Annotated in this window: 10 protein-coding genes; 9 read left to right on the top strand and 1 reads right to left on the bottom strand. The window is 50.3% G+C overall.

The window, feature by feature from the left end; all coding sequences use genetic code 11:
- Positions 1-237 precede the first annotated feature (237 nt).
- The 9 genes from ACZM8Y_RS16640 (at position 238) to ACZM8Y_RS16600 (ending at position 10,528) form a co-directional block, all read left to right on the top strand.
- On the top strand, positions 238-504 hold the full coding sequence (locus tag ACZM8Y_RS16640) for a hypothetical protein (RefSeq protein ID WP_302553919.1): 267 nt from the start codon (positions 238-240) through the stop codon (positions 502-504).
- 745 nt (positions 505-1,249) lie between these two features.
- Positions 1,250-2,683, top strand: coding sequence for a sigma-54 interaction domain-containing protein (locus tag ACZM8Y_RS16635; protein ID WP_302553614.1), 1,434 nt, complete (start codon positions 1,250-1,252; stop codon positions 2,681-2,683).
- Between the two features lie 540 nt (positions 2,684-3,223).
- On the top strand, positions 3,224-5,737 hold the full coding sequence (hpsG, locus tag ACZM8Y_RS16630) for a (2S)-3-sulfopropanediol dehydratase (RefSeq protein WP_482334089.1): 2,514 nt from the start codon (positions 3,224-3,226) through the stop codon (positions 5,735-5,737).
- Positions 5,737-6,642 carry a glycyl-radical enzyme activating protein gene (locus ACZM8Y_RS16625; protein WP_479859099.1) on the top strand — a complete coding sequence of 302 codons (906 nt, stop codon included), beginning with the start codon at positions 5,737-5,739 and terminating at the stop codon, positions 6,640-6,642. The genes hpsG and ACZM8Y_RS16625 overlap by 1 nt, the downstream gene beginning before the upstream one ends.
- A 28-nt stretch (positions 6,643-6,670) precedes the next feature.
- The gene (locus ACZM8Y_RS16620; protein WP_482334087.1) at positions 6,671-7,276 is read left to right on the top strand and encodes a flavodoxin family protein; all 606 of its coding nucleotides are present in this window, start codon (positions 6,671-6,673) and stop codon (positions 7,274-7,276) included.
- A 17-nt stretch (positions 7,277-7,293) separates the two neighbouring features.
- Positions 7,294-8,718, top strand: coding sequence for an SLC13 family permease (locus tag ACZM8Y_RS16615; protein ID WP_482334085.1), 1,425 nt, complete (start codon positions 7,294-7,296; stop codon positions 8,716-8,718).
- 40 nt (positions 8,719-8,758) lie between these two features.
- A complete protein-coding gene (locus tag ACZM8Y_RS16610) occupies positions 8,759-9,370 on the top strand; it encodes an amidohydrolase family protein (protein WP_479859102.1) in 612 nt (203 codons plus the stop codon).
- Between the two features lie 25 nt (positions 9,371-9,395).
- Entirely contained in the window at positions 9,396-9,611 is a 216-nt protein-coding gene (locus tag ACZM8Y_RS16605) for an amidohydrolase family protein (RefSeq protein WP_479859103.1), read from the top strand.
- 413 nt (positions 9,612-10,024) lie between these two features.
- Positions 10,025-10,528, top strand: coding sequence for a helix-turn-helix domain-containing protein (locus ACZM8Y_RS16600; protein WP_479859104.1), 504 nt, complete (start codon positions 10,025-10,027; stop codon positions 10,526-10,528).
- A 424-nt stretch (positions 10,529-10,952) separates the two neighbouring features.
- Here ACZM8Y_RS16600 and ACZM8Y_RS16595 read toward each other — a convergent pair whose 3' ends face one another.
- Positions 10,953-11,207: a hypothetical protein gene (locus ACZM8Y_RS16595; RefSeq protein ID WP_482334080.1), complete on the bottom strand. Its 255-nt coding sequence runs from the start codon at positions 11,205-11,207 to the stop codon at positions 10,953-10,955.
- Positions 11,208-11,326 lie beyond the last annotated feature (119 nt).

The raw sequence follows: 11,326 nt of genomic DNA, 5'->3' as shown, positions 1-11,326 counted from the left end.
CTGACCTGCCCTTCGGCCAGCAAAAGCAGGACGGGCCGCTCATGCCCGTCACAACCGGCGTGAAGTTTGAAATTCGGGCCGCCTTTCGTTCGACCGATGAGACGTGGGGAATCCCCTTTTGGGGCAGACTTGCCGCCGTACGGTAAGCCTTGAGGTGGGGAGGCGAGCATCAGGGAGCCATCAGAAGACGTTTTATTTGTTAACTTATTTTATAGTGAAAACGGGCAAATACTGGCATTGGACGCTGGGGACGGAGAAACCTACGGTCTGCGCGTGCTCCAGACGGTCAACGGCAAAATCGGCCTTCGTGTCCAATACGTGAAAAATCATATCATCGATGGAGCGCGTACCGTTAACGTCACCTTTGATACCCTTGCGGAAGCCTTTGGGCATATGGAGGCATATAGGCAGCTCACGGTTCCGCAGGCCAAAGCCGCCGCTCAGACGGCCTCACCCTCCGGCGGCGGACATGGCTTTGTGATTTCAAGTCCGCGCATAAGATGAACGGCACGAGTCACTCACTACTCAACATGTTAAAAACATATGGAGTTTTTATATCCGGTTTTATGTCTTCAAGCACAATCTTGATACCCTGCGAGACCGGTTCCACCACCTCGTTTCATCTGTATACCTTGCAATGACGGTCTTTTATCCTTGACATTGATGCCTAACGGCAGGCACCCTGACTATGCGGGGATTGACGATCTACTGGGTACTGACATTTTTAAGCTGGCCTTTGTAGGTGGCCGATATTCTCGCTTTTCTTTCTATCTGGAGGCATGCAACGCTTCAAAAACGTTTACAATGCCGAAAGAGGTTGGTTAGTGAGCTGTACAGACTTCACCGTCCCTATGGGGCGAACCGCTAGAGAGGATTGCTTATGGCTTAAGGCCGTCTAATATTCCTTTTGGACAATGGGAAATATTGTATTGCTAATATTCAACTTACGCCGGAGTCAATTCAAAGATTCAATGATGAAACAGACCGATACGCTCATACGATATGGTACAGCCAACGTAATATATAAAAATGTTATTGAAACAGCGGCATGGTCAAAACGAGCCTTCTGGCTTCGCCGTTCTTGACCATGCCGCTGCTTTCGGCAATGCTCTTTTATAGGATATGGGTATCAACGGACTCCGCCGGGATTGCCGGAGAAGCCTGACCACTTGATCTTAAAGATTGCCCAAGGCTTTTTATTTGTCTATTCAATAGGGGGTAGGGCAGAGACCACTCACGAGGCAATACCATGAACAACAAAGAAAAATCTATCGACGGCTTTCAGAAAAAAATGCTGGAAATCCCTATAGCTCTTTCCAGCGTGGAGCTACCGGATTTTTTCCACTTTATCGACAATGCCCGGTTTGCCATCAACTTCGTCGATAAAAATGGGGTCATTGTCTATGCCAATCAGGAGGCTCGAGAATCCCGGATCATTCCCCCTGAATTTGTGGGACGCAGCCTTTATGACTTGAAGAAATTTGGCATAATACTGAATCCGGCGGCCATCAAGGTTATCGAATCCTGTAAGGTGAATATTGGGGAAGTCACCCAGTACAGCGGCCGTACGTTCATGTCCATCACCGTACCTGTCATCGACGACAGAAAACAACTCGAAGGTGTCATCGCCCTGACATGTGACATCGCCGACGTCTATAACTTCATTATCGCCTCATCATCATGGACACGTCATATTCAGGCTCCGCAGAGCTCCACCTCGGAGATGTTTCCCGATTCCAACGTCGTCACCGCAACTTCTCCAGAAATGTTGCATATTCTGAAGATGGCGGACAAAATCGCGCAGACAAGTGCTCCGGTACTCATTCTTGGGGAATCCGGCACGGGCAAAGAAGTACTCGCCAAACGAATCCACAGCAAAAGTAACCGCAACAAAAAAAGGTTGCTCGCAATCAACTGTGGCGCCATTCCGCCAGCCCTCATGGAGTCGGAACTTTTCGGCTATGAAAAGGGAGCCTTTACAGGTGCATGGCGAAATACGCCCGGCCTGTTTGAAGAGGTCGACGACGGCACACTCTTTCTTGATGAAATAGGAGATCTCGATCTCCAGCTTCAGGTCAAGCTGCTGCGCGTTCTCCAAGAAGGCAAGCTTAGACGCGTCGGTGGACGAAAAGATATCGACTGTCATGTCCGTATCATCGCGGCGACCAACAAGGATCTGCCTGTCCTCGTCAGGCAGGGGCTTTTCCGTTCCGATCTCTTCTATAGGCTAAGCGTCTTTACCCTGTCCATCCCTCCACTAAGAAACCGCCGGCAAGATCTCATGGAGTTTATCCCCTTCTTTCTGGAGAAATATAACAAGGCCTATGGGTTCTCCCGTTATCTGACCGGCGATGCGTGGGCCCACCTTCTCGCATATGACTGGCCTGGGAACGTGCGTGAACTCAGCAACACATTGGAAAGGCTGGTCGTTCTTGCCGAAACAAACGAGATAACCTCTGAAGATGTCACCAGGTACCTTCAATGTGGAGTTCAGAAGCATGACCTTCACCTCCCCTTAGAGGAAACCAAGGAAATGACGCTTCCCGAAGCCACGGAAATTCTGGAAAGAAAAATGCTCACCGACGCCCGGGCAAAATATGGAACATACCGAGCTATGGCCAACCATTTGGGCATCGACTTCTCCACCATTGCAAGAAAGATGCGCAAGTATGGCATAGAATAATAACCAGTAAACGCAAATAGAATGGTTACAGCCACATCCGGCCAGACTCGCTTTTTTTGAAAAAATCCAGCGACATATATTCCTCCATATTTGTTCTACAGGGCACATGGCCTCCACAAAAAGCTCCTGAAGACAACCCTGCGGCTGTCTTCTTGCAGCAACGTGCGCTTTTTTTGCAGCCCATCGGGGAAAATGGCATTTTGCCACACATTAAAGGAGCCGCTTGTCCCAAAAAGAAACAAACGATCTATTATATTATTTTTATAATGATAATTATATGTTATCATTTTTCTTCGTCCAAGTGCGGCATGTTTTTTCTCCCATCTTCCCACAAGAATGCAGCGATGATCGGGCATAATCCCTGCTGATCCGTACTGAATTTTACGTTTTTGTTGCAATTTGACAACACTATCGTGTTGTTTTTACCACAAACAATTATACTCCTAAAAATTCTAAAAAGAATTCAACATACTATATTCATGGCATAAATATAGCATTCTTGAAGGACATCCATCAAAAAAATCCCTTCAGGAGGATACCATGAATACGTCATTGACTTCCGTCAGCTACAGCCCCCAGGAACAAGCCATTGCCACCGGCAGTTGTGTCGGAAAGAACAACCCCCCTTCGTACCATGCCCGCTTTCAGAAAATATTCAGGCGCTGCTTTGAAAATATGGTTCCCTATGTCGATGTGAACCGCGCAAAATATTTTACTGAATCCATGAAGGAAACAGAGGGGCTGCCTCTTGTTCTGCGTTATGCCCTTGCTATGAAGCATCTCGCGGAAAAGCTTCCTGTCTATATTGAGGAGGACCAACTTCTCGTTGGCCGCGTCGGTACCGACAAGGGGCGTTACGGTTTGCTGTATCCTGAAATCATAGGCGACATCATGGGTGAAGGACTGGAAGCCGCCCAAAACAACCTAAGCGCTCCCCTGCACGTCGACGCCGAAGACCTCCGCTTCGTCAAGGAAAAAATCGTCCCGTACTGGAAGGACAAGGCGTTCCATAAAAAACTCATCCAATCCATCCCCAACGAGTTCAGAAAATTCACCTATGCCACGCCTGACGGCAGCGTGCCCAGACCCTATGTCGGGGAACAGGCATCCATGAACGGCTGCCTTCAGTGGGTACCAGACTACGATAAAATCATCCGTAAGGGCGCAGCCGCCATACGCAAAGAGGCGGAAGAACGCTTGGCCCATCTGGACAGAAACAACGCAAAGGATCTGTGGGAAAAGGAATTTTTCCTCAAGGCCATGGTGACCATCTGCAACGCTCTTGTGATATGGGCGAACAGGCATGCGGAAGCCGCCCGCCGTCTGGCAGCCACGGAATCCGACCCCATCCGCCGTGTCGAACTGGAGAATATTGCGGAAAACTGCATGAGAGTACCAGAGTTTCCGGCCGAAACGTTCCATCAGGCCATGCAGTCCATGTGGTTTGTGCAAAGCATGGTCAGGCTTGAACGCTGCGTAGGCTTCATGCTCGGCAACGGCCGCATGGACCAGTACCTCTACCCTTACTACAAGGCCGACATAGAATCTGGCCGTCTGGACGACGAAAAGGTGCTGGAACTTCTGGACTGCTTGTGGCTTCAGGAGGCGCAGTTCCTCAATCTGCCCATTTCCGCGCAGTCCGCCACGCAGCATGAAGGGTACGCTCACTGGGAAGCGGCGACCGTGGGCGGACAAACCAGCGACGGCCAGGACGCGACCAACGAACTAAGCTACCTCATTCTCCGTTCCCGCAGGGAATGCCCGCTTCAGCAACCCGACCTTGCGGTCCGAATCCATGCCCGTTCGCCTGAAGCCTTCCTCTGGGCCGTGGCGGAAACGGTCAAGGTGGGACAGGGGTTCCCAAAACTGTACAACGACGAGGAAATCATCCCTCTTCATCTGGCTAAGGGAGCACCGTTGCTTGATATTATGGACTACTGCGCTTCCGGCTGCACGGAAATCCGTATGCCCAACGTGGATTCCTACACAAGCCCCTGCACACAGACCAACTGCACGGCTGCAGTGGAAACTACGCTGTTCAACGGCCGCCTGAAGAGCTATGGAGAAGATTTGTTCTCCATGGAAACAGGTGATCCCTGTACGTTCCGCACATGGGAGGAGTTTTGGGACGCATTCAAGAAGCAGATTCAGTTCATGATGCGCTATGCCCTTTTCCTCCAATATCAAATTCAGGAGCAACGTGGTCAGACTTATGCCGCGCCCATGGAAGACGCGCTTCACGACAAGGCATTCGCGGCCTGCATGGATCTGGATACGCCTCGCAACATTCCCGGTACGCTCGACTTGGGTTTTGTGGAATGCATAGGCTTCGCCACAGCAGTGGACTCTCTGGCGGCCATTAAACAGTTTGTATTTGACGACAAGGTGTTCTCCATGCGCGAACTGCTGGATGCGCTGGAATGCAACTTTGAAGGCAAGGAGCATGTCCGCCGCGTTCTTCGTTCCGGCCACTGCTACGGCAACAACGACCCTTATGCCGACAACATAGGGCGTGACATCGAGGCTGCCTGCCAAGAAATTCTTTCTCAGAACTTCAAGAATACCGGCGTCCATCTCGATTTGCGCATGGTGAGCATCACGGCCAACATTCCCTTTGGGCGAATACTGGGGGCATCTCCCAATGGCCGACTCGCAGGCATGCCGGTATCCGACGGCTCCTCTGCCTCGCAAGGCATGGACGTCAACGGGCCTACTGCGGTTCTTTTGTCCAACTTCCACAGCAAGAACTGGGCTTCCACATCGCGCGCGGCGAGACTGCTCAACATCAAATTTACCCCCGGAGCTGTGGCGGGCGACGAAGGAACCCGCCGTCTCATAAGCTTCTTCCGGGCGTTCTGCGACCTCAAACTCTGGCATGTGCAGTTCAATGTCATCAACCAGAAGACCCTGATTGACGCGCAGAAAAACCCGAAGAAATACCGCAACCTTATGGTTCGCGTGGCGGGTTACAGCGCCTACTTTGTGGAGCTCTCCACCGCGTTACAGAACGACATCATTTCCCGTAATGCGCATAATGACTTCGGAGCCGCGTGATGACCGACGAAAAGACGAGCGGAATCATCTTCAATATACAGAAGTTTTCCGTCCATGACGGCGAGGGGATACGGACGCTCGTCTTTTTCAAAGGGTGTCCCCTCCGTTGCCGCTGGTGCAGCAATCCTGAGTCCCAGAACGGCTTTCAGGAGCTTTCCTACTCCGAACAGGACTGCCTGCACTGCGGCACCTGCGAAAAAATGTGCACCAAGGGGGCCATCCGTTTCACAAATGGCTCCCCTGTGGTGGATCGGAAGATATGCCGTCCGGAATCGGCATGCCTCTGTACGCGAGCCTGCCCAGGTGGAAGTTTGGGAGTCTACGGCAAAACCGTTACCGCAGGAGAAGTCCTCCGCCGGATTCTTGAGGATCAGGTATTCTACGTGCGTTCTGGAGGAGGCATGACTCTTGGCGGAGGCGAGCCCTTGCACCAGCCAGCATTCGCCCTCGCTATTCTCCGCCTGGCCAGACAAGCGAGAGTGCACACCAACATTGAAACCTGCGGCCACGTCTCCACCGAAGCCATACTGTCCGCGGCCAGCCTCCTCGACTCCATGTTCATGGACATAAAAAGTATGAACACGGAAAAGCATAAGGTATGGACCGGCGTCGGCAACAAACACATTCTGGAAAACTTCATTCGGGTGCGGGAAAGCTTTCCCTGCCTGCCCGTGACCATACGCACTCCGGTCATTCCCGGATTCAACGACAACGCCAGCGATATTGAGGAGATCGCCCATTTCGTCAGCCGTTTCAACAACGTGCGCTATGAGCTTCTGCCCTATCATAGATATGGGGAACAAAAATACGGCATGCTCGGACGCAGTCCCGGCATGGGCGAGGCCACCCTGTCAGACGGCGCTTTTCGTGAACTCTGCGACATAGCTAAAAAAATTCACGCATAACATCAATAATCCTCCGAAAGGGAAAACCATGTATGTGGCAGCTTTCAACGGCAGCCCAAGAAAAGGCGGCAACACCTTCATGTTGTTGCGCCGCTGTCTGAATATTTTGGAAAAGGAAGGTATGGAAACCAGACTCATTCAGGTAGGCGGAAGCAACATTCACGGTTGCCGAGCCTGCCAGATGTGCAGAAAGAACAATCTAGAGCGTTGTGTCTTTAATGACGATCCACTCAATGAATGGCTGGAAGAAATGAAAAAAGCCGATGGCATTCTCCTCGGTTCCCCGACCTACTTCTGGTCCGTCACTCCAGAAATGAAAGCCCTCATCGACCGGGCTGGATTCATCGCCAGGGGCGCTCTGCGCCGCGGTGGAGCACGCTGCCTGTTCAGCGGCAAGGTCGGTGCGGCCCTTTCAGCCTATTATCGCTCTGGCTCCGTTCATAGCATTCAGACCATGCAGGCCTTTTTCCTTACCACGGGAATGATCGTGCCCGGCAGCGTGTACTGGCCTCATGGCATGGATGCCTCCAACGGTACGTTGCCCCACGGGGCAGAGCAGGACGCCGACGGTCTGCACTACGTGGACGAGCTCGGCAACGCTCTAGTCCGCCTTCTGAAAATGCTCCATAGCTAAAGCTAAAGGAAACTGCGATGACTAAAAACCTTTCCTATGCGCTTCACAGTGCCGTCGTGTTGGCCTTTATGTTTCTTTTCCAGTTCCTGCCTCCCGTAGCCCCGCTGACTCACGTCAGCATGCAGGTCATCGGCGTATTCATCGGCGTCATTTACGGGTGGGTCAATGTCGGTCTGGCATGGCCCTCGTTGCTGGGCGTGGTGGCCCTGGGCTGCACGGACTACATGCCCATGACCACCGTACTGCAAGCGGCCTTCGGCTCGCAAACCCTGGTCATGATACTCTCCCTGCTGCTCCTCGCCGCCTTCGTTCAACAGGCCGATCTCACGGGAGTCATTCTCGACTGGCTGCTGGGCATGGAAAGCGCCAGAGGCAAGCCCTTTCTCCTCCTGTTCTATTTTCTGATTGCCGGGTTCCTCGCCGCGCTCCTTTCACAGAGTATCGCTGTTTTTGTCATCTTTCTCGAACTGTTCAAGGATCTCGCGAAAAAAACGGGAATAAAGCCATACTCCTCCGCCGTTCCCGCCTTTTTCGTCGGCATGGGCTTCTCCCTAGCCTTCGGCGACTCCGCTCTTCCCTTCAAGGGCAGCGGTATCGTGGCCATAGGTGCCTACCAAGCTATCACCGGCACGGAAATGAATCTGGTCCACTTCGTCCTGTTCTGCATGCCGCTAAGTGTGTTAACTATTGCCGCTTATGTGCTGTTCTGCAAATACTGCATGCGGGTTGATCTCTCTCCGCTTAAAAACTACGTCCATGTTAAGGAAAACATGTCGCTTTCATTGAGAAAGAAAGTCGCACTCATCGGCGTAATCGGTACGCTTCTCTTCCTGCTGCTGCCAGGCGTCGTTCCGCAGTCCTCCTCCCTGTACAAGATATTCGGCATGTTGGGGCTTGGCGGTCTTTCTCTGCTGTTGCTCGCCGTTTTGTTTATAGTCCGGGTAGAAGGCGAGCCGCTCATAGACGTGGGCAAAATCGCACCGTTCTTTCCTTGGAACGTGTTTTTCATTCTGGTGGTACTGTTCCCGCTCGCCAATGCAATTTCCTCCGATGTCGTCGGCCTCAACGCCATCATTTCTTCCGGCGTGTCCGCGCTGCTGAACAACATACCTACTGCCCTCATCATGGCCACAGTTATCTTCCTCACCGCCTACATCACCAATTTCGCCAACAACATGATCATCTGCGCACTTTTCGTGACCATTGTCTGCTTCATCCGGGACAGTCTTCCTATCCATCCCGAAATTCTGTCCTACCTTGTAGTGCTGAGTTCCAGCCTCTCCATGTTCTTTCCCGCCGCAAACCCCATCAACGCCATCATCTTCGGACAAAGGGACTATGTATCTTTCCGACAGGAATTCACGCACGGCTTTATCTGCTGCTCGTTCCTGTGCTGCGTACTTTTGATTTTCGGCTATGTCTGGAGCAAGGTCGTTTTCTAACCCCGTAATTTGCCTAACCCACCAATAACAAGGAACTATCATGAAAATCTTTGACTTTCGTCTGCGCCCTCCCTACAAAAGCTTTACCAGGCTGGGCATCTATTCCCCGGCGTGCAATGAAACGGCCCCTCAGAAGCATCATGGCATTCCCAGCCGCGCCGCCGGAGAAAAATCCATGGAACTGTTCTGGAAGGAGCTAGCTGCGGCCGGCATCAGAAAAGGTGTGGCCATAGGCCGCCAAATACCAGACGACACAGCCTCCGTCTCCAACGACGACGTACACGCCCTTGCCGTGGAATATCCCGACAAGATCATCCCCTTCGGCAGTCTCGATGTATCCCGGGGCATAGCGGCGGCCATGGACGAGCTTGAGCGTTGCATCACGCTGGGTTTTAAGGGCATTGCCATGGAACCAGCCAACTGCATACCTCCAAGGTATGCCGATTCCAACACGCTCTACCCCATCTATGCCCGCTGCGAAAAGGCTCGCATTCCCGTTGTGCTCACCATGAGCTTCTTCCAAGGAAATCTTGACTATTCCGACCCCACTGCCGTCCAGCGCGTGGCAAACGACTTTCCCGGACTTCAGATTGTGCTGGCCCACGGCTGCTACCCATGGATTCCCCTTCAATGTCTGCTTGGTATGCCCTAACGTCTGGCTGCTCCCGGACTTGTATATGCTGAATCCAGACACCCCCGGCAACAGCATGTATGGAGAGGCCATGCGCTGGCTGGATGGAGAAAGGATATTGTTCGGTTCCGCCTACCCCTGCTACAACATGGAGCAAGCTGTCCGAGACGTAGAGCGTTTTGGCTTCTCAGAAGAACACAAGAAAAAATTTTTCCACGGCAATGCGGAAAAACTGCTAGGGGCCGATCTAGTGAACGTATAGCCCAAGCAGATAAAAAAAGCCCGCTGTGGCTTACAGGGCAGCCTGAATGCCGTGGCTCATTTTCGGCCTGATTTGTAATAACACTGGCAGTCAATCCTTCTGACCAGCGCCAATGCCTTGCCGAATTCACAGCATTCCGCGAAGAGATATTTGCCTTCTGGGAGAAAAGCACTCTTCTGCCGATGCCACGCTTATGGTTCTGGAAATCTGGGGCACGGTACAGATGGATGCAGCCGCACAGATCTTTGTCGCCATACTCCTAATTCAGCCATTCCGTGATGGAACATATTTTACTATAACATAACCCCACTAGAATTATTGTTATCCATTTCCTTCCCCTGTAAAGGTGCACGATGTTTTGCCCCATTCAAAGGGCATAACTCTATAACCTTTTATAATAGGGGAACGGCAATATGCTGAATTACAAAACAATGACGGCAAAAGAAGCAATCCGAACAGCCAAGGAGGAAAGCGGCCTTACTGCTGAACAAATTGCTCAACGCCTTGGTGTATCAATTTCCCTCATCCGGCGTTACCTTAAAGAAGATGACAATTATTTTCCAAGTCTGAAGATGTTGCCGCGCTTATGTATTGCTCTAGGCAATTCATTACTACTGGATTGGGCAACGGCCCAAATCAAACAGGATGCGGATGAAAAGAGAGAAAAAATGCTTGTATCTCTAACAAAAATTATAAATATATTGGAAGAAACACGATTTCTTATCGTAAAACAAAAAACGCTCACCTGCTGGGAGGAAGAAATCATACAGAACACCATGGATGAGGTAGATATAGAATGTTACAAAATAAGAAAGCTTTTGCCGCAGGGAAAATGCTGTTATGGTGAAAAGAAAAAATTCTGGTGCCCGTTGTGGAAGTTATGGCAAAGCTATTTTTATAGAAATCGAACAAAATAAGGCGATGGCTTATACCTATTTTCTATCTGTGAACTTTACAAGATTTGCTTAGGTCGTGTCGTCAATTAAATATAATACCTTGAAATTATTTAACCATTTTTAAGTCACGAAAAAATTATTTTACATAATTTCAACTCTTATATATAAAATGACAACACAACCCAACAAAAAAATCATTATCTAGTTTTTTAGGCTGTGTTCTAAAAAATGGTTGATGCTTTTTTCCTTGAAACTCCAAAGGGATAACCGGCAAAATGCCTTAGCCGTGGATCCCGCCGAGGGGAAAACTGGAAAAAAAGCTATATTTTTCACCGCACTGTGGAGATGAAACAACCACATACTATAACAGCACATACTATAACAGAGCCTTTTTTAAACAAAAGACTGGAGAGCCGTTGTTTCTCCAGTCTTTATATATTTTTATTTATATCATTATAATATTCCACAAATGCAGTGCCTTGTCGATAGCTCCTTTAGGAGAAAGATCAGGGTCCGCACCGATAAACCAACATGCCGCAGTAAGGATGTACTCCTCTTTTTGAGTATCTTCAAAGTGATACTGTTTAATCATTTCAGCGAGTTGACGTGCATCGCCCACAGCATCCTCAAGGGAGAGAGATGGATACCTACAGGCAATTTCGCAAGCTCCTATCATGAGTTTTTTTGAAATGTTCTCCATTTTTTCTCCTTACCTTTTAGAATAGATAAAGAGAATATCATACCATGAAGCATCATTGCCACCGTGTTTTTTATGTATATAAAAAATATCATGGCAAAGAGCCGCTTGTGAGCTATTCT

This window comes from Bilophila sp., from assembly GCF_057864385.1.
Note: the sequence above shows the minus strand (reverse complement) of the source record. Positions and strands in the feature narration are given on the sequence as shown.

What these genes read in the sequence shown, in the direction of transcription:
- ACZM8Y_RS16635 (WP_302553614.1), top strand. Translation starts at nt 1,250, where the DNA reads ATGAACAACAAAGAAAAATCTATCGACGGCTTTCAGAAAAAAATGCTG.
- hpsG (WP_482334089.1), top strand. Translation starts at nt 3,224, where the DNA reads ATGAATACGTCATTGACTTCCGTCAGCTACAGCCCCCAGGAACAAGCC.
- ACZM8Y_RS16625 (WP_479859099.1), top strand. Translation starts at nt 5,737, where the DNA reads ATGACCGACGAAAAGACGAGCGGAATCATCTTCAATATACAGAAGTTT.
- ACZM8Y_RS16620 (WP_482334087.1), top strand. Translation starts at nt 6,671, where the DNA reads ATGTATGTGGCAGCTTTCAACGGCAGCCCAAGAAAAGGCGGCAACACC.
- ACZM8Y_RS16615 (WP_482334085.1), top strand. Translation starts at nt 7,294, where the DNA reads ATGACTAAAAACCTTTCCTATGCGCTTCACAGTGCCGTCGTGTTGGCC.
- ACZM8Y_RS16610 (WP_479859102.1), top strand. Translation starts at nt 8,759, where the DNA reads ATGAAAATCTTTGACTTTCGTCTGCGCCCTCCCTACAAAAGCTTTACC.
- ACZM8Y_RS16605 (WP_479859103.1), top strand. Translation starts at nt 9,396, where the DNA reads ATGCTGAATCCAGACACCCCCGGCAACAGCATGTATGGAGAGGCCATG.
- ACZM8Y_RS16600 (WP_479859104.1), top strand. Translation starts at nt 10,025, where the DNA reads ATGCTGAATTACAAAACAATGACGGCAAAAGAAGCAATCCGAACAGCC.
- ACZM8Y_RS16595 (WP_482334080.1), bottom strand. Translation starts at nt 11,207, where the DNA reads ATGGAGAACATTTCAAAAAAACTCATGATAGGAGCTTGCGAAATTGCC.